Raw genomic sequence first — 26,109 nt, forward strand, 5'->3', positions numbered from 1 at the left:
CCCTCTTTTCTTTTTGCCCAGACCCATTACCAGACAAGACTAAAGACAAACGTTTCACGTCCTTGTTTGATAAGGTCTAGATTTTAAAACCATATTTGAGTTCTCGTTCCTTGAAGGCCGTAACTCCGCCTTCAAGGATCTCGCATACATGCTGGCGGATGCCCTGAGATCTCAATGGGCCGCCTATCAGCGGTGCCTCATAAGAGCACTCTAAGCTTCCACTGAAATAATCGAATCGATAGTTGTCTACAGCAGTATCCGATTGTTGGCCTGCTTGGTTCGCTACGATTATGCACTCCGCATCAGCTGCTACCACTAGGTTCGCATTGTGAGTGACCATAATTATTTGACGTTTTCTTTTTTTCTGTCTGATGAAATCCTTCAGCTGGTCGTAAATAGTTCTGTTGTCTAAGTTGTCCTCTGGTTGATCGATAAGAATTGGGTGTGATGCGTTGCTTAAGTGCAAAATCAAATTTAATAGCACCAATCCGCGCTTGCCTGGTGACATGGTCGCAATGTCATCGCTTTTATAGTGAACAACATAGTTGATATAGAAGCAGTTGCTATACAGCTTTCTAATTACTTCAATATCTTCTATGCCTTTGCGAATTGCAGGAATGTTGATTTTTTTTATATAGATCGAGTGTGTGCTTGCGATACGCTCTGCATGAGTTTCGATATTAAAATTTAGCTCGCCCGTGGGTAGTATAAGATCACCTAACAAATTGCTCATGTTGCCGCGCCGATCAAATAACAGGGAAAACTCGTTGAATTTATCCTCATTCAGCAGGACTTCTGCTGATACCGAAATGTCTTCTTCAAATTGATAGTCCGGCTTTGAGGTTTCTTTAGCATAATCGTAATAGATTTGTATAAGTTGGGTGTATAGATCGCTTAGCTCTTGCTTGCAATCTAACCCTTGTGTTTTGATTGATGTTTGTTTTTCGGCAATATCATCCAACTGTTTTAGCTTTCCTTCCTCTGCTTTTAGTTTTTTGGTTGCAAGATCAAGTGTTGCTTGGTCGGTGATTTTAATTAAAAGGGGCTGAAGTGTCCTGTCGATTTCGCTCGATTCAGTTGCTATTTTTATATTTAGTATTGGTGTGTTTTGAATGCTGCGAGATAGTTCTTGTTTGAAATTTTCAACTGCGTTCAAAAGCTTTCGCTCTAAAGAGTTAAGAGCGTTGCTCGTAAAGGTTGACTCGCTTGGTAAATCTATATCAGCAAGTATCAAGTCTTTAAGGGTTTCGATTTGAGCATTAAATCTACTTGTGATAGACGCGGCTATCTGCTGACTCCCAATCTCAATTTTTGAAATAATAGCTTCCCGCTTTTCAAGGCTTGATTTACGAGTCGAAAGACGCTTGTATTTTTGTTCCTCTAAATCGGAGAAGCCGGATTTTTCGCGCAAAGTTTTAATTTCACTCTGCAATCTTTCAATCTCAGCCGTAATAGCCGGTCGGGTTCCAATAGCTTCTGCCTCCTTGTTTAGAGAGCCGTACTTAGCTCTAAGCTCAAAAAAAGATTCGATCTTCTGATTTATATCCTTGTTGGTTGTAACTATTCTTCTTTCTTGAGTTTCAGAAAATTGTTGAAATGTTGAGTTTTGTAGAAGTATGTCTTGCACTAGCGCGTTGAGTTGGGATCTTCCATCTTCCTCGGCCAGATGATTAATATAGAGCTGAGGTATGTATGTGATAGGTTTTTTTTCTGAGATTTCTGAAAGTCGACTTATATCGCCGTTAGACCAGCACGCTTCAAAGTCGAGAGAAGGTAGTCCCGTGTAAGTCGAAGCCTTAGCTAACTGCATTTTACTATCAACTTCTTCTGCATTTACCGCTCTGGCAATATGATAGAGCAGTAAAGATTTTCCGGAAGATTTCCCTCCAATGATCGTATTCAGATCCGGATTGAGCACTTGCCATTTTTCGCTAAATAGCTTCTGCTGCCCATTGTTTAAGAAGCGTACTTTTTCAATGGTCTGGTAGGGGCTTTTTTGCTGTGGTGAGAGCTCTTGTATCGCAACCCTTGAGCTAGGATCGTAAATCACCTGTTTTAAGCCTGAAAAAGTTAAATCACCCTTGACCCATGTATGTCTATTTTTTGCGGGGTTGAATAGCTCCTCCAATTTGTGTGCGTCGGAACCCCATAAACAAGCTTTAATTGCTCCAAACTCTTTTATGAAGGAAGCTTTTTCTTTACCTCCAAGAAAAAATGCTGCCGTTTTTTGGTTTGAAGAAAATATGAAGTGCGCCTGTTTTATAAGGTTTTTGCGTAAATTGTGTCCTTGTGAGTTCCAGTTGACATCGCTAAGGTCTTCGTCGCACGGAAGAGCTGTCAGATGCCTATCCTTAAAAAAAGCATTCTGATTAAGAAGTCTTGATATTTCGTCTTCATCTACAGATGCGCACATCATCCCAACGAATAATGCGCTGCCACTTGTTGCGAATGGCGGGTGTTCCGCAATCAAACGCTGACCGAGTTCTTCAAGATTAGATCTTGTCAGTGGACGACGCTCAATTTGGCTGCCGACGGTAGCATTGAAAAAAATTTGGATTTGCGAAATGAAATCGCTTTCAATTTTTTCTACAGGTATTTCATCGGACAGTAGAACGTGGTAGTTCACCTTCCGATTCCAGGAAAGATCGGCTTCTTTACCAATAACCAATTTGTTAATTCGGAACTCTATATTGGGAAATATTTTTATTTCGTTAATTGCAAGGAGGGTTTCGGCATCAAAGAGTTCTTTCATCTTTTCAGGGTTATCTAAATAATCCCGTCTAAGAATCTTGTACCCCTCTGGCAGATAATAATCGGTAACTCCAATTGCGCTAACTCCGGCTGCAATGGCTCGCGTGAAAAGTTCAGTTACATATCTGTCCCAGTCTTGGCCAAATTCACTCCTGAGCACAGAGGCAGGAGTATGCACATGAAGATCCCACTTGCGCCATTCCGATCCTTTTGGGTAAGTCTTATTCACTTCAAATCATCCATTTAAGAGTTGCAAGCTTTTGAGTGTGACTGTTCTTTTTACTTCCAGCGCGGGTAGCATTGAGCCATCAATGCTATTGAAGCCGATTTCGAGGCGCCTGCATATGTGAACGTTGTTTGGGTGGGCATTTCTCTAGGGACGGTGAAGCATGCCTTGTCAGGAACGTGGGTTGCCAGGCGTCTGCTTACCCACCTGTAGAAACATTGCGCTAGCTTTCACTCGTTCGAGCGCATCACCTAGACGGTAATCGTCAATGCTAAAATATTGAAAACTGTTAGATGAATAATTTATTTATAAATCAATGGCTTACAGGTTACTAACCGTTAGTGTCATTCAGATACAACGACGGCAATGTCACATTGAAGGTACCGTCGTTGCCGTTCATCGTCAGCGTCAGGCCTTCGGCGTATATCACATCGCCCTCGCCGTAGATCCCATCGCCATCCTTGTCGTCGAACAGCATGACGGTGATCTTGCCCGCCGCAGCCTCGGCGGCGTCAGAAGTTGCCAAGCCGACGAGGGTCCCCGTGAAGGTCGGGGTAATCACACTGGTCCTGTTGTCGGTGCTGCTGCTGCCGTTGTCGCTGGCGGTATCCAGGTCGAGCACGAAGCTGGTGAAGGTCGGCGCCAGGGTATCGATGCTCAGGCCGTGCTGGGCGCTCTGGCCGATGTTGCCGGCGTCGTCCACCACCCGCACCACCACCGTGTAGCTGCCATCGGCGATCACCTGGCCACGGTTGTCGAAGCTCCAGTCGGTGCCATCGACCTCGGCGCGCTGCCAGGTCTGGCCGCCATCCAGGCTGATCTCCACCCCTTCGCCGGCACCGAGCGCAACGCCCAGCTTGCCGGAGAACACCAGGGTGTTGTCGTTGGTGATGAAGTCATTGCCCTGGGCGCCGTTATCTTCGCTGATGGCGTCAAGGGTGATGGTCTTGTCGGCACTCGGGCCGTCGGTGTCGACGACCACAGTGTGGCTGGCGCTGTTGCCGACGTTGCCGGCATCGTCGACCACCCGCACCTGCACGTCATACTCCGCGTCGTCCAGCACCCGACCGGTGTTGTCGAAGCGCCAATCGGTGCCGTTGACCTCGACGCGCTGCCAGGTCTGGCCACCATCGAGGCTGATTTCCACCCCTTCGTCGGCCGCCAGGGCCTGGCTCAGATGACCGCTGAACAGCAGGGTGTTGTCATTGGTGACGAAGTCGTTGCCGAGGTAGCCGTTGTCGTCGCTGATGCCATCGAAGCTGATGGTCAGGCTGGCGGACGGTCCCTGGGTGTCGATCTGTACCGCCTGACTGTCGGCCAGGCTGACGTTGCCTTCGCTGCCGACCACTCGGGCCATGAATACGTAGTCGCCGTCATCCATGAACGTGCCGCTGTTGTCGAAGACATAGGTGCCGTTGCCCTGGTCCACGGCATCGTGCCAGGTCTGGCCGCCGTCGATGGAGATCTGCACCTTGTCGCCGGCATTGAGCTGGCCGTCCACGGTGGCGCTGACCACCAGGGTGTTGTCGTTGGTGATGAAGTCGCCGGCATCCAGGCCGTTGTCTTCGGAGATGCCGCTGACGGTCGCCAGCGCATAGTGCGCGCTGCCGCTGTCGCTGCTGTTGCCGTCGGCGTCGGTGGCCACGGCGCTGACCTCGCCGCTGCCCTGGGCAGTGGCGCTGGTGACGCTGTAACTGCCCGCGGCGCTGGCGGTGACCGTCTGCGTCGTACCGTCGGGGAAGGTCACGCTGACCTGGCTGCCGGCCTCGGCGCTGCCGCTGACCACCAGGGTACCGTCGGCATTGGCATTGACCAGCACGCTGGGCGCCAGGGGCGCGGTGCTGTCGGCGTAATCCGCGGAAGCGGACGCACCGATGTTGCCGGCCTCGTCAGTGGCATGGGCGCTGACCTCGCCAGTGCTCTGCGGGACATGGGTGGTGACGCTGTAGCCGCCGTCGGAACCAGCGGTCGCGGTTCCAGTGCTGCCGTCCGGGAAGGTCACGGTAACGGTGCTGCCCGCTTCCGCATTGCCGCTCACTGTCAGACCGCCATCGGCGTTGACCGTGATGTTTACGCTCGGCGCGTCCGGTGCTGTGGTGTCAGTGAAGTCCGCAGTGGCGGCCGGACCGGCGTTACCCGCCAGGTCAGTGGCGCTGGCGCTGACTTCACCGCTGGGCTGGCCCTCCGGCGAGGTGACACTGAAGCGGCCATCGGTACCGGCGGTTGCCGATCCAGTGGTGCCATCCGGGTAAGTAACGGTAACGGTACTGCCCGCTTCGGCGCTTCCGCTGACGGTGACACTGCCATCGGCATTGTTCACCAGCGGGTCGAGCACCGGCGCCTGGGGCAGGCTGGTGTCCGTGTAAGTGGCGTTGGTGACCGATCCGTCATTGCCGGCGGCGTCGGTCGCCATCGCGCTGACTTCACCCGTGGTCTGCGGCACGTGGGTGGTGACGCTGTAGCTGCCGTCGGTACCGGCGACTCCCGTGCCGCTGGTGCCATCCGGGAAGGTCACGGTGACCGTGCTGCCCGCTTCGGCTGTACCGGTTACGGTCAGGCCGCCATCGGCGTTCGCCGTGACATTCACGCTCGGTGCATCCGGCGCAGTGGTGTCGGTGAAGGTGGCGCTGGCCGATGGACCATTGTTGCCGGCGGCATCGCTGGCGCTGGCACTGACCTCGCCGCTGGGCTGGCCGACCGGAGAGGTAACGCTGAAGTGGCCATCGGTACCAACGATCACACTCACCTCACTGCCATCCGGATAGGTGACGGTGACGGTGCTGCCCGCTTCGGCGCTGCCGCTGACGGTGACGCTGCCGTCGGCATTGTTCACCAGCGGATCGAGTACCGGCGCCAAAGGTGCGGTGCCATCGATGTAGGACTCGACCGTCGATGCGCCGGCATTGCCAGCGGCATCGGTGGCGCTGGCGCTGACCTCGCCGCTGGTTTGCGGCACGTGGGTGGTGACGCTATAGCTGCCGTCGGAACCGGCGGTTGCCGTGCCACTGGAGCCATCCGGGAAGGTCACGGTGACCGTGCTGCCCGCCTCCGCGGTACCGGTCACGGTCAGACCACCGTCGGCATTGGCGCTGACGTTCACGCTCGGCGCCAGCGGTGCGCCGCTGTCGGTGTAGTCCGCGGTGGCCGAGTCGCCAGTGTTGCCGGCGGCATCGGTAGCCGTCGCGCTGACTTCGCCGCTGGTTTGTGGAACCGTGGTGGTGACGCTGTAGCCACCGTCAGAGCCTGCAGTCGCGGTGCCGCTGCTGCCATCCGGGAAGGTCACGGTGACGGTACTGCCCGCTTCTGCCGTACCGGTCACGGTCAGGCCGCCATCGGGGTTGGCGCTGACGCTTACGCTCGGCGCCAGCGGTGCGCTGCTGTCTGTGTAGTCCACCGTGGCGGCGTCGCCAGTGTTGCCGGCGGCATCGGTAGCCGTCGCGCTGACTTCGCCACTGGTTTGCGGCACCGTGGTGGTGATGCTGTAGCTACCATCGGAACCAGCGGTCGCTGTGCCGGTGCTGCCATCCGGGAAGGTCACGGTAACGGTGCTGCCCGCCTCTGCCATACCGGTCACGGTCAGGCCGCCATCGGGGTTGGCGCTGACGTTGACGCTCGGCGATTGCGGCGCTCCGCTGTCGGTGTAATCCACGGTGGCGGCATCGCCGGTATTGCCGGCGCTGTCAGTCGCGGTCGCGCTGACTTCACCCGTGGTCTGCGGCACCGTTGTGGTGACGCTGTAGGCACCGTCGCTGCCCGCGGTCGTGGTGGTGCTGCTGCCATCCGGGAAGGTCACGGTGACGGTGCTGCCCGCCTCCGCGCTACCGCTGACGGTCAGGCCGCCATCGGCATTGGCTATGACGTTCACACTGGGTGCATCGGGTGCGGTGGTATCGGCGAACTCGCCGGTGACCGACGGACCGGTATTACCAGCGGCATCGGTGGCATTGGCCGTGACATCACCGGTAGGTTGTCCCGCCGGCGAGGTGATGCTGAAGGCGCCATCGCTGCCTGCGACCACGGTGTCGGTCGAGCCGTCCGGGAAGGTCACTGTCACGGTACTGCCCGCTTCGGCGCTGCCGGTGAGGGTGACGCTGCCATCACCGTTGGTCACCAGCGGGTCCAGTTCCGGTGCCAGTGGCGCGGTGTTGTCGGTGTAGGACTCGACCGTCGACGCGCCGGCGTTGCCAGCGGCATCAGTGGCGCTGGCGCTGACGTCACCGCTGGTTTGCGGTACGTGGGTGGTGACGCTGTAGCTGCCATCGGTGCCCGCGGTCGCTGTGCCGGTGCTGCCATCCGGGAAGGTCACCGTCACGGTGCTGCCCGCCTCCGCGCTGCCGCTGACGGTCAGGCCGCCGTCGGGATTGGCGCTGACATTCACGCTCGGCGCCAGCGGTGCGCCGCTGTCGGTGTAGTCCGCGGTGGCCGAGTCGCCAGTATTGCCGGCGGCGTCGGTCGCGCTGGCGCTGACTTCACCCGTGGTTTGCGGAGTCGTGGTGGTGACGCTGTAGCTGCCGTCGCTGCCGGCAGTGGCGGTCGCGGTGCTGCCATCGGGGAAGGTCACGGTCACGCTGCTGCCCGGTTCGGCGCTGCCGGCAACCGTCAGGCCGCCGTCGGCATTCGCCGTCACGTTTACGCTCGGTGCCAGCGGGCCCTGGGTGTCGGTGTAGCTCTCGACCGTAGGCGCGCCGGCGTTGCCAGCGGCATCGGTGGCGCTGGCGCTGACGTCGCCGCTGGTTTGCGGTACGTGGGTGGTGACTTCATAGCTGCCGTCGCTGCCGGCGGTCACCGAGGCAGTCGAACCATCCGGGAAGGTCACGGTGACGGTGCTACCCGCCTCCGCGCTGCCACTGACAGTCAGGCCGCCGTCGTCGTTGGCGCTGACCGTCAGGCTCGGCGACTGCGGAGCGGCGGTGTCGGTGTAGCCCACGGTGGTGCTGTCACCCACGTTGCCAGCCGCGTCGCTGGCGCTGGCGGTCACGTCGCCGCTGGTTTGCGGCACGTTCGTGGTGAGGCTGTAGCTGCCATCGGCGCCCGCGGTCGCTGTGCCGGTGCTGCCATCCGGGAAGGTCACCGTCACGGTGCTGCCCGCCTCCGCGCTGCCGCTGACGGTCAGGCCGCCATCGGCATTGGCCGTGACGTTGACGCTCGGAGCCTCCGGCGCGGTGGTGTCGGTGTAGTCCTCGGTCGTCGAGGCGCCGATATTGCCGGCCTCGTCGGTGGCGTTGACGCTGATCTCACCGCTGGGCTGGTTGGCCGGCGAGGTGACCGACCAGGAGCCGTCCTCCCCCGCGACCACGGAACCGGTGGTTCCGTCCGGATAAGTCACGACGACGGTGCTGCCCGGCTCGGCGCTGCCGCCGACGGTAATACTGCCGTCTTCGTTGGTGATGACCGGATCGAGGACCGGCGCTTGCGGCGCGGTGCTGTCGGTGTAGGTCTGGGTGGTGGCATCGCCCGTGTTGCCAGCGGCGTCAGTCGCGGTGGCGCTGACGTCACCGGAAGTCTGCGGCACCTGGGTGGTGATGCTGTAGCCACCATCGGAGCCGGCGATTGCCGTACCGATGCTGCCGTCCGGGAAGGTCACAGTGACGGTGCTGCCAGCCTCCGCGCTACCGCTGACGGTCAGGCCACCGTCGGCATTGGCGGTGACGGTGACGCTCGGTGCATCCGGCGCGGTGGTATCGGCGAACTCGCCGGTGGCCGATGGGCCGGTATTGCCGGCTTCGTCGGTGGCCTTGGCGGTGACATCACCACTGGGCTGGCCGGCGGGGGATGTGAGGGTGAAGCTGCCATCCTCACCGGCCACCACGCTGCCGGTGGTTCCGTCCGGATAGGTGACGGTCACGGTGCTGCCCGGCTCTGCCAAGCCGCCGATGGTGACACTGCCATCCTCGTTGGTCACCAGCGGGTCGAGGACCGGCGCCAGCGGAGCGGTGCTGTCGGTGTAGCTCTGGACAGTGGCATCGCCCGTGTTGCCGGCGGCGTCGGTGGCAGTCGCACTGACCTCACCGGTAGTCTGCGGAACCGTGGTGGTCACGCTGTAGCTGCCATCGGAGCCGGCAGTCGCCGTACCGGTGGTGCCATCCGGGAAGGTCACGGTCACCATGCTGCCGGCTTCCGCCATGCCAGTCACGGTCAGGCCGCCGTCGGCATTGGCCGTGACGTTGACGCTCGGCGCATCCGGTGCGGTGGTGTCGGTGTAGCTCTCGGTCACCGAGGCACTGGTGTTGCCCGCTTCATCGGTGGCTTCGGCGCTGACTTCGCCGGTGGGTTGGTTCTCCGGCGAAGTCAGGGTGAAGCTGCCGTCTTCTCCCACTACCACAGAACCGGTGCTGCCATCCGGATAGGTGACGGTAACGGTGCTGCCCGGTTCGGCGCTGCCGGTGAGGGTGATGCTGCCGTCTTCGTTGGTGACGATCGGGCCGAGGGCCGGCGCTTCGGGGGCAGTGCTGTCGGTATAGGTGACGGTGGTCGAGTCGCCGTTGTTGCCGGCGGCGTCGCTCGCACTGACGCTGACGTCACCGGTGGTTTGCGGCACATGGGTGGTGACGCTGTACTCGCCGTTATCGCCGGCGGTGGCGGTAGCGGTGCTGCCATCCGGGAAGGTCACGGTGACGGTCGTGCCCGGTTCGGCGCTGCCAGTCACGGTCAGGCCGCCATCGGCATTCGCCGTGACATTGACGCTCGGGGCGTCCGGTGCGGTGGTGTCGGTGTAGTTCTCGGTCACCGACGCGCCGGTGTTGCCGGCTTCATCCGTGGCATTGACGCTGATTTCGCCGGTGGGCTGGTTTTCCGGCGAGGTGATGCTGAAGCTGCCGTCCTCACCCGCCACGACACTGCCAGTGCTACCGTCGGGATAAGTGACGGTCACGGTGCTGCCCGGTTCGGCACTGCCGCCGAGGGTGATGCTGCCGTCTTCATTGGTGACGATCGGGTCGAGTACCGGCGCTTGTGGTGCGGTGTTGTCGGTGTAGGCCTGAGTGGTGGCGTCGCCGGTATTGCCGGCGGCATCGGTCGCGGTAGCACTGACGTCGCCGCTGGTTTGCGGAACCGTGGTAGTCACGCTGAAGCTGCCGTCACTGCCGGTCGTGGCGGTACCGGTGGAGCCATCCGGGAAGGTCACGGTCACCATGCTGCCGGCTTCCGCCGTGCCAGTCACGGTCAGGCCACCGTCGGCATTGGCGCTGACATTCACGCTCGGTGCATCCGGCGCGGTGGTGTCCGCGTAGTTCTCGGTCACCGAAGCGCCGGTGTTGCCGGCTTCATCCGTGGCATTGACGCTGATTTCGCCGGTGGGCTGGTTTTCCGGCGAGGTGATGCTGAAGCGGCCATCCTCACCGGCCACCACGGAGCCAGCGCTGCCATCGGGATAGGTGACGGTCACCGTGCTGCCCGGCTCTGCCGAACCACCGATGGTGATGCTGCCATCGTCGTTGGTGACGACCGGATCGAGTACCGGGGCCTCTGGAGCGGTGCTGTCGGTGTAGCTCTGAGTCGTGGCATCGCCAGTGTTGCCAGCGGCGTCAGTCGCGGTGGCGCTGACGTCACCGGAAGTCTGCGGCACGTGGGTGGTAACGCTGTAGCCGCCATCGGAGCCGGCAGTCGCCGTGCCGGTAGTGCCATCCGGGAAGGTCACGGTGACGGTCGTGCCTGGTTCGGCACTGCCAATCACGGTCAGGCCGCCATCGGCATTGGCCGTGACATTGACGCTCGGGGCGTCCGGCGCGGTGGTGTCGGTGTAGTTCTCGGTCACCGAGGCGCCGGTGTTGCCGGCTTCATCCGTGGCATTGACGCTGACTTCGCCGGCGGGCTGATCCTCAGGCGAGGTGATCGACCAGGAACCATCCTCACCCACCACCACGGAGCCAGTGCTGCCATCGGGATAGGTGACGGTCACCGTGCTGCCCGGCTCTGCCGAACCACCGATGGTGATGCTGCCATCTTCGTTGGTGACGATCGGATCGAGTACCGGTGCTTCCGGTGCGGTGCTGTCGATATAGCTCTGGGTGGTGGCATCGCCGGTATTGCCAGCGCCGTCGGTAGCGGTCGCGCTCACGTCGCCCGAGGTTTGCGGAACAGTGGTAGTCACGCTGTAGCTGCCGTCACTGCCGGCCGTAGCGGTACCGGTGGAGCCATCCGGGAAGGTCACGGTAACGGTGCTGCCGGCCTCTGCCGTACCGCTCACGGTCAGTCCGCCGTCGGTATTGGCGGTAACGTTGACGCTCGGCGCCTCCGGCGCGGTGGTGTCGGCAAACTCGCCAGTGGCCGACGGGCCAGTATTGCCGGCCTCGTCGGTGGCACTGGCGCTCACGTCGCCGCTCGGCTGGTGGGCCGGCGAGGTGATGCTGAAGCTGCCGTCCTCACCTGCCACGACAGTGCCATTACTGCCATCCGGATAAGTGACGGTGACGGTGCTGCCGGGCTCGGCGCTGCCGCCGACGGTGACGCTGCCGTCATCGTTGGTGACGATCGGGTCCAGCACCGGAGCCTCAGGCGCAGTGCTATCGATGTAGTTCTGGGTGGTGGCGTCACCGGTGTTGCCAGCCGCATCAGTCGCGGTGGCGCTGACGTCGCCGCTGGTTTGCGGGACATGGGTGGTGATTTCGTAACTACCGTCGCCGCCGGCTGTGGCCGTGGCGGTGCTGCCATCCGGGAAGGTGACGGTGACGGTCGTACCCGGCTCGGCACTGCCGGTCACGGTCAGGCCGCCATCGGTATTGGCCGTGACGTTGATGCTAGGCGCATCGGGCGCGGTGGTATCAGTGTAGCTCTCGGTCACCGAGGCGCCGGTGTTGCCGGCTTCATCCGTGGCGTTGACGCTGACTTCGCCGGTGGGCTGGTTTTCCGGCGAGGTGATCGACCAGGAGCCGTCCTCCCCCGCTACCACGGAACCGGTGGTGCCGTCCGGGTAGGTGACGGCAACGGTGCTGCCCGGCTCGGCGCTTCCGCCGATGGTGATACTGCCGTCTTCGTTGGTGACGATCGGGTCCAGAACCGGAGCCCCCGGCGCGGTGCTGTCGATGTAGGCGAGGGTGGTCGAGTCACCGATATTGCCAGCCGCATCAGTCGCGGTGGCGCTGACGTCGCCGCTGGTTTGCGGAGCGTGGGTGGTGATTTCGTAACTGCCGTCGCTGCCGGCTGTGGCCGTGGAGGTCGAGCCATCCGGGAAGGTGACGGTAACCGTGCTGCCCGCCTCTGCGCTGCCACTCACGGTCAGGCCGCCATCGGCATTGGCCGTGACGTTGACGCTCGGGGCGTCCGGGGCGGTGGTGTCGGCGTAGTTCTCGGTCACCGAGGCGCCGGTATTGCCCGCTTCGTCGGTGGCGTTGACGCTGATTTCGCCAGTGGGCTGGTTCTCCGGCGAAGTGAGAGTGAAGCTGCCGTCCTCACCGACCACCACGGAGCCGGTAGTGCCATCCGGGTAGGTCACGGTCACGGTGCTGCCCGGCTCGGCGCTGCCGCCGACGGTGACGCTGCCGTCTTCGTTGGTAACGATCGGGTCGAGTACCGGAGCCTCGGGCGCGGTGCTGTCGGTGTAACTCTGAGTCGTGGCATCGCCGGTGTTGCCGGCGGCGTCGGTCGCGCTGGCGCTGACGTCGCCCGTGGTTTGCGGAACCGTTGTAGTCACGCTGTAGCTTCCGTCGCTACCCGCCGTAGCAGTGGAGGTCGAGCCATCCGGGAAGGTGACGGTAACCGTGCTGCCCGCCTCTGCACTGCCGCTCACGGTGAGGCCGCCATCGGCGTTCGGAATGACGGAGACACTCGGCGCTCCAGGCGCGGTGGTATCGGCATAGTTCTCCGTCACCGAGGCGCCGGTATTACCCGCTTCGTCGGTGGCGTTGACGCTGATTTCGCCGGTGGGCTGGTTTTCCGGCGAGGTGATCGACCAGGAGCCGTCTTCACCGACGACTACGTTGCCGGTAGATCCATCCGGGTAGGTCACGGTGACGGTACTGCCCGGCTCGGCGCTGCCGCCGACGGTGACGCTGCCGTCTTCGTTGGTGACAACTGGATTAAGTACCGGAGCTTCGGGGGCAGTGCTGTCCGTATAGATGAAGGTAGTCGACTCACCGGTGTTGCCGGCCGCGTCGGTCGCTGCTGCTCTGACATCACCGCTGGTCTGCGGCACGCTCGTAGTGACGCTGTACTCGCCGTTATCGCCGGCGGTAACGGTACCGGTCGAGCCATCCGGGAAGGTCACGGTAACGGTCGTGCCTGGCTCGGCGCTGCCAGACACGGTCAGGCCGCCATCGGCATTGGCCGTGACGTTGATGCTCGGGGCGTCCGGAGCGGTGGTATCCGCGTAGTTCTCGGTCACCGACGCGCCGGTGTTGCCGGCTTCGTCGGTGGCGTTGACGCTGACTTCGCCGCTGGGCTGATTCTCCGGCGAGGTAATCGACCAGGAGCCGTCTTCTCCTGCCACTACGGAACCGGTCGAGCCATCCGGGTAGGTGACGGTGACGGTGCTGCCGGGCTCGGCGCTACCGCCGACGGTGACGCTGCCATCGTCGTTGGTGACGATAGGACCCAGCACCGGAGCCTCCGGCGCGGTGCTGTCGGTGTAGGCGACGGTGGTCGACTCACCGATATTGCCAGCCGCATCAGTCGCGGTGGCGCTGACGTCGCCGCTGGTTTGCGGAACATGGGTGGTGATTTCGTAACTGCCGTCGCCGCCGGCTGTGGCCGTGGCGGTGCTGCCATCCGGGAAGGTGACGGTGACGGTCGTGCCCGGCTCGGCGCTGCCGCTCACGGTCAGGCCGCCGTCGGGATTAGCCGTGACGTTGGCGCTCGGCGCATCCGGTGCAGTGGTGTCGGTGTAACTCTCGACCACCGAGGCGCCGGTATTGCCGGCTTCGTCGGTGGCGTTGACGCTGATTTCGCCGGTAGGTTGGTTCTCCGGCGAAGTGAGGGTGAAGCTACCGTCCTCACCGACCACCACGGAGCCGGTAGTGCCATCCGGGTAAGTGACGGTCACGGTACTACCCGGCTCGGCGCTGCCGCCGATGGTGATACTGCCATCGTCGTTGGTGACGATCGGGCCCAGCACCGGAGCATCGGGCGCGGTGGTGTCGGCGAAGGTATCAGTGGCGGCCGGGCCGGTGTTGCCATCCAGGTCGGTGGCCGCCGCGCTGACCTCACCGTTGGGCTGCGGACTGGCGGAGGTCACTGAGAAGGCTCCGTTCGCGTCGGCGACCGTGGTGCCGGTAGAGCCGTCCGGGAAGGTTACGATGACGGTGCATCCAGGTTCTGCGCTACCGCAAACGGTGACAGAACCATCACCCAGCGTGATCAGCGGATCGAGCAGAGGAGCATCCGGCGGGGTGCTATCGATGTATGCCAGTCTGCCGGGCTCGCCGGTATTGCCGTATACGTCGGTGGCGGTGGCACTGACTTCACCACTGGCCTGAGGCACGTGGGTGGTGATGCTGTAGTGGCCGTTGCCGTCAGCCATGACGTTACCCACCGAGCCGTCCGGGAAGGTGACGGTGACGATGCTGCCGGCTTCGGCACTGCCGCTGATGGTGAGCCCGCCATCGGAGTTCTCGGTGACGCCAATGCTCGGCGCCCCAGGTGGAGTGGTATCAACGTACGGCAACTGGGTGCCAGGGCTGGTGTTGCCGGCATTGTCGGTGGCGCTGGCGGTCAGATCGCCCGAAGGTTGGTCGGGCGGTGATGTCAGGCTGTAGCCGCCATCTTCGCCGACAACAACGCTGCCGGTACTGCCGTCGGGGTAGGTAACGGTCACGGTACTACCCGGCTCGGCGCTGCCGCTGACGGTCACGCTGCCATCGGCATTGGTGGTCACCTCGACGCTGGGTGCGCTCGGCGCAGTAGTGTCGGTGTAGTCGACGTGGGCGTCGCTGCTGTTGCCCTTACCATCTTCGACGTGAATGTCCACGCCACCGCTGGTCTGCGGTAAGGAAGAAGAGGCCTGGTAGTTACCGTTGGCGTCGGCGACCACAGTCGTGCTGGAACCATCTGGGAAGGTCACGGTAACGCTGGCACCGGGGCTGGTGGTACCACTGACGATCAGCCCGCCCGTATCGCTAGCCTGCAAGTCGACAGTAGGCGCCTGGAGCCCGCTGCCGCCATGATGACCGCCACCGCCGCCGCCACTAGAGGCAGCAACGCCCCCTGCAACCAGTGCCAGACCACCCAGTATCCAGGGCAGCGCCCCCTGATCGCCGCCCTCCGTCACCAGCAGCGATTCGACCGAGTCGACCTCGCTGTAGCTGGAGAAGACAGAGCCTTCTTCATTGGCCTCGGCGACCCAGTAGTGGCCATCACCGCTGTCGAGTACCAGATCGCTGCTCGGCTCGCCCGGAGCCCCGAAGAAACCCTGGATGACGATGGTCTCGCCGTCCAGGGTCTTGATCACCAAGGCATTGCCTTCGCGGGTCATGCTGATGACCTGCTCCTTGCTCAGTGCCAGCTTCACGACGGAGGGTGCGCGAAGGGTCAGGTCAGCCTGGTTGATCTGGGTGGCCGCGTGGGTAGCCTTGTCGATTACAACGATTGTTTTAGCCATGATGGGCCTCGGAACTCGGCAGTCATGGGAATGCAGATGGGCGTCGCCATCGTCATTCCCGATCACAAGGGGTCCGCAGACCGGCAGGTCTGCGGACCTTCTTCAACCACGGGGTTCGATGACTCGTCTCTGCGACCGGCAAGCGAAGGCCGGCTGATCGGGGGAGGCAAAATTCTTGGAATTGATCGTCGAAAGGCCGATGGCGCTTGCCGCTGCGTGCTATGCACTGGTCGCGGAGGCACCCCATGGATACGGCTCAGGAGTATCCGCAGGAAAATTCCCTACTAATATCAGATGATTCCTAATCCCTACCGTCCACGGTACAGAAGCTATGGAGCCCACCATGGGACAACCGACGGTGAGGCGCACGGACTTACTGGGTGAGGGAAATCTGGGGCACTGCCAGCGCCGCGGAAGGCTCGGCTAGCTGCGATATCTGCTTTGAACACCATTCTGCCGTTAGCGCAAGGCAGGCACCGTGCAGTAACGGTACGTTAACCGTCATGTCAGGTGCCTGGTACGGCCGCTGCGCTCAAATCCCGACCGGCATACCCCACCACGAAACTCGCTCCTTCCATTGGTCATTGCACGGAGAGAGTGGCGCTCGCGAAGAGAAAGCTTGGTGCTCGGATTACGCTGCGACTACACGCCAAGACTGCAGCTTGGTGTCCGACTGCGCCCGGGAATATCCTGAACACGCCGCGTTACCGGCCTGTACAGAAGAACCACGCTTCGGCGGCCGGCCTACACTCCTGCGCGATCAGCCTATCGATAACGCATCTACCGCTTCGAGCCTCCCTCGAGCCTCATCAGCTCACCAGCCCCGCAGCCAGCACGATCCGCGCGGTTTCCTCGTAGTGATGGCGCAGCAGCTCGCAGGCCCGCTCCACGTCCCGCTGCAAAACGGCATCGAGGATGTCGCGGTGCTCGCGCTCCACGTCCCGCTGCAACGTTTCCGGAGCCGGCGCGGCCCAGCGCCGGTACAGGTCCGTCGACTGCGACAGGTTGTTGGCGATCCGCATCATCGGCTCGCACTGGCAGCCCACGATCAGGGCCTGGTGGAACGCCCTGTGAGCTACTGACCAATCCTCGCTGATCCGTTCGGGATCGCTACTGCAGCGGCGAGGCGTGCGAGCCAGGCGGTGGTGGGCGGCGATCAGCTCCGTCTCCCACTGCAGGTCGCCACGCTCGATGGCCAGGCGCAGCGCCAGCGACTCGGTGACGCAGCGCAGTTCGGTCACATCCCGGAACTCCCGCAGGTCAAGCTTGGGCACGAAGAAGCCATGGTTAGTCCTGGCCACAACCAGGTTCTCGCCGACCAGCCGGGTGAGGGCCTCCCTCACCACCGGCGTGCTGGTGTCGAAGCGCCCTGACAAGGCTGCCGGCGCCAGCCTGTGACCGGGCGCCCAGGTACCCGCCAGGATCGCATGGCGGATTCGTTCGAAGACGGATGCATCGGGTGAAGTGCTCATTTTTTGGATTCTACTACTTATTGAAAAATATATTCTTCATTGACTAGTATTTTTTGACATGCGTAGTATTCACCCCGTCACGCAGCCGCAGTCGACCCTCAGGCCACCGCGGCAGGTGCCCTGCAAACGAACAAGAACAAGGAGACGGGATGACACTGGCCCTCTGTGCATTGTCACACTCACCACTTTTCGGGATCAACGATCCCGGCCCGGAGACACTGGCCGGGGTGGAAGCGGCGCTCGACACCATGCGTGCCTTCGTGCGTGCCTTCGACCCCGAACTCACCGTGGTCTTCGGCCCCGACCATTTCAATGGCGTCTTCTACGACCTGATGCCAGCCTTCTGCATCGGCTCCGGCGCCGTCTCCGTCGGTGACTGGGGAACCGAGCCAGGGCCCCTGCCGGTCGATCGCCAAGCGGCTCGCCGGCTGGTCCAGGCCGTGCTCGACGCGGGCGTGGACGTCGCCCAGTCGGAACGGCTGCAGGTCGACCACGGCGTCGTCCAACCGCTGGAGTTCCTGTTCGGCAAGCACTCGGCGCAGCCGCTGGTACCGGTCTTCGTCAACGCCGTCGGACTGCCGCTGGGCCCGCTGCAACGGGTACGGCTGCTGGGCGAAGCCATCGGCCGCGAGGCCGCCTCCTGGGGCCGGCGGGTGCTGGTGGTCGCCTCCGGCGGCCTGTCGCACGACCCGCCCGTTCCGCGCCTGGAAGGAGCGACGCCTGAAGTCGCCGCGCGCCTGATCGACGGCCGCGACCCCACACCCGAAGCCCGCGCGCAGCGACAGCAGCGCGTCATCGAGGCCGGCAAGGCCCATGCGCTGGGCGATAGTCCCTTCCAGCCGATCAACCCAGAGTTCGACGCCCAGGTCATGGCGACCCTGGCCTCAGGCCGCCTGACCGAAGCCGACCGCTGGAGCAACGAATGGATCGAGCGCTGCGGCGGCCACTCCGGCCACGAGATCCGCGCCTGGCTGGCGGCCTTCGCCGCGCTGTCGGCGCGCGGCCGCTACCGGGTCACGAACCAGTGGTACTGGCCTGTCGACGAATGGATGACGGGCTTCGGAATGATGACTGCCGTGGAGGAAAACTGAGATGAAGAGCAGCACGCAGGGCCGGCCGGAGCCAAGCCTGGAGCTACGCCTGGAGATTCAGGCGCTGACCGCGGAACACGCCTACCGCCTGGACCACGGCGCAGCGGACACGCTGCATCAGCTCTACACGGCGGACGGCCAGCTGCTGGGCCTGCCGCCGCGCGACCTGGTGGGCCGCGACGCCATCGCGGCCTGGGGCGCAGAACGCGTCAAGCTGCCGCGCGTATCGCGCCACGTCGAGACCAACCACCGGCTGTGGTGGAGCGACGAGGGGCTGTGCGGAACCCTGTACGCCAGCGTCTTCCGCAGCGAGACCGCCGATGCGGTCGACACCACGCCGCTGATGGTCGGCGACTACGAGGACCTGTACGCACAGGAGGACGGCCAGTGGCGGATCCGCCGCCGGGTCATCCGCCGAGCCTTCCGCGCAGCCCGCTGAAACCACCGGTACCCGACCATGACCCACACCCATAACAATATCGCCCCGAAGAATGCCGCCCGCGTGTTTCGCCTGGACCAGCTGCCGCTGACCGAAGTCCGCCCGGGCTTCGCCAGGACCGGCCTGCGCTCCGACGGCGCGGTCACCACCGTCAACTGGTTCGAGCCGGGCTACCGCTCGATCGGCCCGCACGCCCACCCCTTCGACCAGCTCAGCTACGTGCTGTGCGGCGCCATGCGCTTCTGGGTCGGCGACGAGGTCTTCGACGTACAGGCCCCCTCCGTGCTCTACATCCCCGGAGGCGTTCCCCACTGCGCCGAGCCGCTCGGCGACGAGCGCGCCCTCAATGTCGACGTCTTCGCACCACTGCGCGAGGACTACCTCCCCCTCTGTGAACACCAGGGCTTCAACGCCTGAGGAAAGCGCCGCAAGGCGTGGCTTCACGACCCTACTGGAGAATCCCATGGAAACCGACGTACTGGTGATCGGGGCAGGTCCTGTCGGCCTGACGGCAGCCAACCTGCTCGCGGACCAAGGCATCCGGGTGACGCTGGCCGAGCGCAACCCCGGCATCACCGACGAACCACGCGCCATCAGCATCACCGACGAATCGCTGCGGGTGATGGCCGAGATCGGCGTACTGCACAAACTCCTGCCGGAAATGCTGGTGGGCACAGGCGCGCGCTACTTCGGGCGCAAAGGGCAACTGCTGGCGGAAATGTCGTCCCACCATTCGCGCCTGGGCCAGCCGGTCAAGTCGCAGTTCGACCAGCCGATACTCGTCGCCCTGCTGCTGGAGGCGGCGCAGGTGCGAGGCGGCATCGACCTGTGCTTCGACACCGAAGTGCGGGCCGTCGCCAATCACCCGGAACACGCCGAGGTGGAACTGGTGGACGCCAACGGCGCACAGCGCCTGCGCGCGAAGTGGGTGCTGGCCTGCGATGGCGGCCGCAGCCCGGTGCGCACGCAGCTCGGCATCCCCCTCGAAGGCTCGACCCAGGTCGAGAAGTGGATCGTGGTGGACGTCCTCAACACCCCGGGCGAGCCAGAGCGCTTCTCGCGCTTCCACTGCAACGGCGTGCGCCCCTGCGTGGTGGTACCCGGCGTCAAGGGCCGCTGCCGCTACGAGTTCATGCTGTTGCCCGGCGATGACCCGGCCAGGGTGACCACCCCGGAATTCATCATCGAGCTGGTCGCGCCCTACCAGCGCATAGTCGCCGCGGACATCCGCCGCGCCGCTGTCTATGTGGCGCAACAGCGGATCGCCGCGAGCTTCCGCCGCGGCCGCGTGCTGCTGGCCGGCGATGCGGCCCACCTGATGCCGCCGTTCGCCGGACAGGGGCTCAACGCCGGCATCCGCGACGCGGCGAACCTCGCCTGGAAGATCGCAGCCCATGTCCGTGGCCAGGCCAGCGAAGCGCTGATCGACAGCTACCAGGCCGAGCGCCGGCCCCATGTGGAACAGATGGTTCGGCTCTCGCACCGCATCGGCAAGGTGGTGATGAGCACCCATCCGCTGCTGACCACCTTGCGCGACGTTGCTGTCGTGGCCCTGGGGATAGTCCCGCCGGCCAAGCGCTGGTTGGTCGACATGAAATTCCTGAAGCAGCCGTATTTCACGACAGGCTGCATAGTCCCGCCGGCTTCCGATCTGCCGCGGGCGGCCGCCGACCTGGTGGGCCGCGCGCTGCCGCAGCCCCGGGTACAGCGCCCGAACGGGGAACGCGTCGCACTGGACAAGGTGCTGGGGTCCGACTGGGCGATCCTGCGCTTCCCGAAGGACGCGGCGCTCGAAATCCAGCGGCCGGCCGGCCGTCGCGAGGGCGTCGTCGACCTCGACGGTGCCTTCGCCGCGCTGCTCGGCAGCGGCCTCACCCTGCTGGTGCGCCCCGATCGCTACGTGGCCGCCGCCAGCCGCGCGCCGGACGAGCAGTTGGCGCTCCAGGCATTGGCAGCGCTCATCCCGGCACTGCCCGCTTGCCTGTACGGCACCGGCCCGCAGGGCGACACACAACCCCGTGCGTCCCTGGCAATCCAGTCGCGAGCCTCGTGAGCCGCGGCCATGCAACGCCTCAACCCCGTGCAGCGAGCTGCACTCAACCAAACCGGGAACTCCCATGAAACTCATGAGCTTTGAACACGCCGGCAAGGCGAGCTTCGGTGTCGCAGTCGGCGATGGCGTATTCGATCTTCAGCGCCTGCTGGAAGGCCGCTTCGCCGACCTCAAGAGCCTGCTGGAGGGCGATGGCATCGCCCTGGCGGCAGCAGCCATCGAGGGCCGCACGCCGGACCTGAAACTGGCGGACGTACGCTTCCTGCCCGTGATCCCCAACCCCGGCAAGATCTGGTGCGCGGGCCTGAACTACGGCGAGCACGTCCGCGAGACCGGTCGCGAGATCAGCGAGAAGCCGATGTTCTTCCTGCGCGTGGCGGATTCCCAGGTCGGCCACGACGAGGCGATCCCGCGGCCGCCGGAATCGACCCGGCTGGACTACGAAGGCGAGATCGCGGTCATCATCGGCAAGGGCGGCCGGCGCATCCGCGAGGAAGACGCCTGGGAACATATCGCCGGCTACGCCTGCTACAACGACGGCTCGGTGCGCGACTGGCAGCTGCACACCGCGCAATGGGCGCCCGGCAAGAACTTCTGGCGCACCGGCGGCTTCGGCCCCTGGATGGTGACGGCCGACGAGATCGAGCCAGGCGCCCGGCTGTCGCTGGTGACGCGACTCAATGGCGAGGAGGTGCAGCGCGCAACCACGGACATGATGCTGCACAGCATCCCGCGGCAAATCGCCTATGCCTCGACGGTGGCTCCGCTGCGCCCCGGCGACGTCTTCGTGACCGGGACTCCGGGCGGCATCGGCGCCAAGCGCACACCGCCGCTGTGGATGAAGCCCGGCGACGTGGTCGAGGTGGAGGTCGAGCGCGTCGGCATCCTGCGCAACACCATCGTCGACGAATAGCTCGCTAGCCTGGCCGGCCCCGGCCGGGGCCGGCTTTACCCATTACAAGAACAAGACGGGTGAACCCAATGAGCAATCGCCTTGCGCTGCACGACGCACCTGCCCTTCCCCACCAAGGGAGGGCAGTGGCATGACAGTGGAACGAGCAACCGTTCACGGCCAGCCGAGGTTGGCCATCACCATAGCCCTGTGCTTCCTGGTCGCCTTGCTGGAGGGCGTGGACCTGCAGGCGGCCGGCATAGTCGCACCGGAGCTGGGTGGCGTCTTCGGCCTGGACAGGCTGCAGATGGGCTGGGTGTTCAGCGCCGGCATCCTCGGCCTGCTGCCCGGCGCCCTCGTCGGTGGCTGGCTGGCCGACCGCATCGGGCGCAAGCGTGTGCTGATCGGCTCGGTGGCCTTGTTCGGCATCTTCTCCCTGGCCACCGCCCATGCCTGGGGCCTGGGAAGCCTGCTGGTGGCACGCCTGTTCACCGGCGTCGGCCTGGGCGCGGCGCTGCCCAACCTGATCGCCCTGAGCTCGGAGGCCGCTGGCGCGCATCTGCGTGGCCGGGCGGTAAGCCTTATGTACTGCGGCGTGCCACTGGGTGGGGCGCTGGCGGCGGGCATCGGCATTGCCGGGTACTCCGGCGGCTGGCAACTGGTGTTCCACATCGGCGGCGTGGTGCCGTTGCTGATCCTGCCGCTGCTGGCGCTGTACCTGCCTGAGTCCAGCGAATTCCACAAACCGTCGGGGCAGGCCCGGGATAGCCGCAGCCTGCATCGCGACATGCTCGGGCAAGGCGCCACCTGGCTGTTGTGGATCAGCTATTTCTTCACCTTGATGGTGGTGTACATCCTCATCAACTGGTTGCCGAGCCTGCTGGTCGGCAAGGGTTTCAGCGCCAACCACGCCAGTTGGGTGATGTTCGCCCTGCAGATAGGCGCGGCCATCGGCACCCTGGCCCTGGGCATGCTGATGGAGCGCCTGCCGGCCTGGTGCATGGCGACGTTGGTGTACCTGGGCATCCTCGTGGCGCTGGCCGGTTTGGGCCTGGCCGACAACCTGGGCGCGATGCTGCTGGCCGGTTTCGTCGCAGGCTTCTTCGCCACCGGTGGGCAGTGCGTGCTCTACGCCCTGACGCCCTGCTTCTACCCCGCGCGAATGCGCGCCACCGGTGTCGGCGCAGCGGTCGCCGTCGGCCGCCTGGGCGCCATGAGCGGGCCGCTGGTGGCGGGCCAGATGCTCGCCCTGGGGGCTGGTTCCGCAGGCGTTCTGCTGGTTTCGGCGCCGGGCATCGTGGTCGCCGCCCTGGCGCTGTTCCGCTTGATCACCCAGCGCCCCGCCTAGCCGGATCGACGCCCCCACCCTGCGCATTCTCTGCCGCCAACACGGCAGGGCTTCGTACAACTACAAGAAAGTGAAGAGCATCATGCACAAGGCATCCCACGCCCTGCTGTGCCTGGCTGTGCCCCTGTCCTACGCCTGCAGCGCAAGCGCCGCGGGCTTCATCGACGACAGCCATGCCGACCTGGTCCTGCGCAACTACTACTTCGACCGCAACTATCTGGGCGAAACCCCGCAGGCCGTCGCCCGCGAGTGGGCCCAGGGCTTCATCCTCAACTTCAAGTCGGGCTTCACCGAAGGCCCGGTAGGTTTCGGCCTGGACGCCCAGGGCATGCTCGGGCTGAAGCTGGACTCCTCGCCGGACCGCGCCGGTACCGGCCTGCTGCCCTTCGACCCGGCTACCCGCGAGCCGGCCGACGACTATTCCGAACTGGGCCTGACGGCGAAGCTGCTCATCTCGCGGACCGAACTGCAGGCCGGCAACATCAGCACCTTCCTGCCGATCGCCTTCGGTGCCCCCCACACGCCTGCTGCCGCAGACTTTCCGCGGCGTCTATCTGCACTCGACGGATATCGACGACCTGAGCCTGCATGCCGGATGGATGGACCGCATCAACCTGCGCGACGCCACCAACTACGAGAAGATGCGCATCAGCGCGCCCAACGGCCGCTTCAACGGCGCAGCCACCTCGGACAGGTTCACCTTCCTCGGCGGCGACTACGCCTGGTCGAAGCAACTGACGCTGAAGTACTACCACGCCGAGGTAGACCAGCTATACCGCAAGGACTACTTCGGCTTAGTCGACGAGCGCGCGCTGGGCGTGGGCCGGCTCAAGAGCGACTTCCGCCTGTTCGTCACCGGCGAGGACGGTGCGGCCAGGGGCGGCAAGGTGGACAACCGCAACGCGGCCCTAATGCTGACCTACGCCTGGGGCAGCCATAGCCTGGGGCTAGGTTACTCGCACCTGGATGGCACCACCGGGATGCCATACCTGTACGGCACCGAAACCCTGGTGATCACCGAGGGCACCCTCAGTTCCGAATTCCTCAACCCCAAGGAGCGCAGTTGGCAGGTGAAGTTCGACCAGGACTTCGCCGGCGCCGGCCTGCCCGGGCTAAAGGGCATGCTGCGCTATGTGCGCGGCGGCAATATCGAGCTGGCGAAATTCGGCGGCAGCGGCCTGAGCGAGAGCGAGAAGGACCTCGAACTGTCCTACACCGTGCAGAGCGGCAGCCTCAAGGGCGTGGCCTTGCGTGTGCGCCAGGCCTGGTACCGCAACGACTTCGCGCCCGGCGCCACGCACCGCGACGACAACGAGCTGCGGGTGAATATCGACTACACCCTCGCACTCTGGTGACGGCCTTCAGCGCGCGGCATCCGCCTCGATATTGACCGTGGCGGTCATGCCGGCGCTGAGGTGGATGACGACGGCCCGCAGCCGGGTGAACAGCGCCGCGTGCCAACGCCAGTAAGTTCGCTCCTACGAGGAGCGCGGCGCGATGAAAACCGCCTCGAAGGCGGCTTTGGGTTAGAACGGCGCTCCTGGCTTCTGCTGTCGCTATTCCGAGGTCCAGCCGGCCGGGTAGGGGAACAGTAGTTGGAAAGTGTTGACGTACACGTCCTGCGAACCGCCCGCGACTGGCTTGCGGCCGGGCATCGGCTGTTGCTGGCGACAGTGGTCAGGACCTGGGGCTCCTCGCTCCGCCCCGTCGGGTCCATGATGGCTCTGCGCGAGGATGGCCGTTGTGTCGGCTCGGTGTCGGGCGGCGGCATCGAGGACGACCTGATCCACCGATACACCCGCGCCTACGGGGATGGGGAAATGGCGAATATCTCGACACCTGGTCCGTGACCGGCGTGCAAGTCACCAGGGAAATGCCCGATGACGCAGTCCGTGCCATGCGGCCCGACACGCGCACCTGCATCGTGGTCCTGAGCCACGACCCCAAGCTATACGACCTGGCCCTGCTGGAAGCCCTCGATGGTCCCGCCTTCTACGTAGGCGCCATTGGCTCGCGCCGCAACACCGAGAGCCGACGGCAGCGCCTGATAGAGCATTTCTACGCCTCCGCGGACTCGCTCTCGCTGGCACGGCTGTACGCGCCGGTAGGCATCTACATAAGCAGCAAGACCCCTGCCGAAATCGCCATGAGCGTGATGGCCGAGATCCTTGCGGCCAAGAACGGCATTGCCCTCCCCTCCACGCTCGGCGTGGCACAAGCCAAGACACGTATTGAAAAGCAGGGAATGTGACCACGCGGATTGCCCAGGGAGAGCCCCTCCCCCAGGACCTGGAGAAGCCTTGCACAAGATCTCCGGTCGGACGATTGATCGACTGATTAATTCGCCAATAAAATATTAGATATACTTATCAATTCACTGAAAGCCGGACCATGATCAAACGCAACCTCAACGACCTCCTCTACTTCGTCACGGTCGCACGCGAAGGTAGCTTCACCCGCGCCGCGGCCCTGCTGGGCGTCACCCAATCGGCGCTCAGCCAGGCGATCAGCGGCCTGGAGGCACGGCTGCAGATCCGGCTGCTCACTCGCACCACCCGCAGCGTTTCCCCCACGGCAGCCGGCGAGCGGCTCCTGCAGGCCATCGGCCACCGCTTCGATGAAATCGATGCCGAGCTGGAGGAGTTGACGGAGATGCGCGACAAGCCTGCGGGTACGGTACGCATCACCTGTGGCGATCATGTCCTGCGAACCACGCTGCTGCCCAAGCTGACGCCCCTGCTGCTCGAGTACCCCGACATCAAGATGGAGTTCGATGTGAACTACGGTTTCCGCGACATAGTGGCGGATCGTTTCGATGCCGGCGTGCGCCTGGGGGACACCATCGACAAGGACATGATCGCGATGCCCATCGGACCGCCGATCCGCATGGCCGTCGCGGCCTCTCCAGCCTACTTCGCCGAACATCCCGAACCTGCCAACCCGCGGGACTTGATGAGCCACAAGTGCATCAATATGCGCATGCAGTCCGGTGGAGGGATCTATGTCTGGGAATTCGAGCGACGCGGGCACACGCTGAATGTCCGCGTCGATGGCCAGCTCACTTTCAATACCTCGCCCAACATCGTGGATGCCGCTTTGGCAGGGTTGGGAGTGGCCTGGCTACCGGAAGAAGAATTCGCCCCCCACATTGAAGACGGCCGCCTGGTCCGGGTGCTGGAAGACTGGTGCGCCCCCTTCCCGGGGTACTACCTGTACTACCCCAGCCGGCGGCAGCCCTCGCCGGCCTTCTCGCTGGTCGTCAACGCGCTGCGCTTCACTCGCCCGCGGGGAAAGAAGGCCTAGAACCA

The 26,109-nt window shown here is 63.5% G+C and carries 10 protein-coding genes and 2 pseudogenes; 9 read left to right on the plus strand and 3 right to left on the minus strand.

The window, feature by feature from the left end; all coding sequences use genetic code 11:
* Nucleotides 1–76: 76 nt before the first annotated feature.
* The 3 genes from IG194_RS02185 to IG194_RS02195 form a co-directional block, all read right to left on the minus strand.
* Nucleotides 77–2,980: a TrlF family AAA-like ATPase gene (locus IG194_RS02185; RefSeq protein WP_141679752.1), complete on the minus strand. Its 2,904-nt coding sequence runs from the start codon at nt 2,978–2,980 to the stop codon at nt 77–79.
* A 328-nt stretch (nt 2,981–3,308) separates the two neighbouring features.
* A complete protein-coding gene (locus tag IG194_RS02190) occupies nt 3,309–15,506 on the minus strand; it encodes an Ig-like domain-containing protein (RefSeq protein ID WP_058490276.1) in 12,198 nt (4,065 codons plus the stop codon).
* Between the two features lie 809 nt (nt 15,507–16,315).
* Entirely contained in the window at nt 16,316–16,978 is a 663-nt protein-coding gene (locus IG194_RS02195; RefSeq protein ID WP_058490277.1) for a GntR family transcriptional regulator, read from the minus strand.
* 149 nt (nt 16,979–17,127) lie between these two features.
* Between IG194_RS02195 and IG194_RS02200 the strand changes: the two genes are divergently transcribed.
* The 9 genes and pseudogenes from IG194_RS02200 to IG194_RS02240 all read left to right on the plus strand — a co-directional run bounded on the left by IG194_RS02200 (nt 17,128) and on the right by IG194_RS02240 (nt 26,104).
* The gene (locus tag IG194_RS02200; protein ID WP_058490278.1) at nt 17,128–18,069 is read left to right on the plus strand and encodes a 3-carboxyethylcatechol 2,3-dioxygenase; all 942 of its coding nucleotides are present in this window, start codon (nt 17,128–17,130) and stop codon (nt 18,067–18,069) included.
* Between the two features lies 1 nt (nt 18,070).
* Nucleotides 18,071–18,508 carry a nuclear transport factor 2 family protein gene (locus tag IG194_RS02205; RefSeq protein ID WP_058490279.1) on the plus strand — a complete coding sequence of 146 codons (438 nt, stop codon included), beginning with the start codon at nt 18,071–18,073 and terminating at the stop codon, nt 18,506–18,508.
* Between the two features lie 18 nt (nt 18,509–18,526).
* Nucleotides 18,527–18,925 (plus strand): cupin domain-containing protein, encoded by a 399-nt coding sequence (locus IG194_RS02210; RefSeq protein ID WP_058490280.1) that lies wholly within the window; start codon nt 18,527–18,529, stop codon nt 18,923–18,925.
* Nucleotides 18,855–20,561, plus strand: coding sequence for an FAD-dependent monooxygenase (locus IG194_RS02215; protein WP_082996261.1), 1,707 nt, complete (start codon nt 18,855–18,857; stop codon nt 20,559–20,561). Before IG194_RS02210 ends, IG194_RS02215 begins: the two co-directional genes overlap by 71 nt.
* Before the next feature lie 64 nt (nt 20,562–20,625).
* Nucleotides 20,626–21,474: a fumarylacetoacetate hydrolase family protein gene (locus IG194_RS02220; protein ID WP_058490282.1), complete on the plus strand. Its 849-nt coding sequence runs from the start codon at nt 20,626–20,628 to the stop codon at nt 21,472–21,474.
* 130 nt (nt 21,475–21,604) lie between these two features.
* Nucleotides 21,605–22,801, plus strand: a complete 1,197-nt coding sequence (gene mhpT / locus IG194_RS02225; RefSeq protein ID WP_058490283.1) for a 3-(3-hydroxy-phenyl)propionate transporter MhpT — start codon at nt 21,605–21,607, stop codon at nt 22,799–22,801.
* 82 nt (nt 22,802–22,883) lie between these two features.
* Nucleotides 22,884–24,156: pseudogene (locus IG194_RS02230) on the plus strand (OprD family porin).
* A gap of 240 nt (nt 24,157–24,396) precedes the next feature.
* Nucleotides 24,397–25,052 (plus strand): annotated as a pseudogene (locus tag IG194_RS02235) (XdhC family protein).
* 140 nt (nt 25,053–25,192) lie between these two features.
* Nucleotides 25,193–26,104: a LysR family transcriptional regulator gene (locus IG194_RS02240; protein WP_058490285.1), complete on the plus strand. Its 912-nt coding sequence runs from the start codon at nt 25,193–25,195 to the stop codon at nt 26,102–26,104.
* Nucleotides 26,105–26,109: the final 5 nt, after the last annotated feature.

Source organism: Pseudomonas sp. ADPe, from assembly GCF_014843515.1.
Lineage (GTDB): Bacteria > Pseudomonadota > Gammaproteobacteria > Pseudomonadales > Pseudomonadaceae > Pseudomonas > Pseudomonas citronellolis.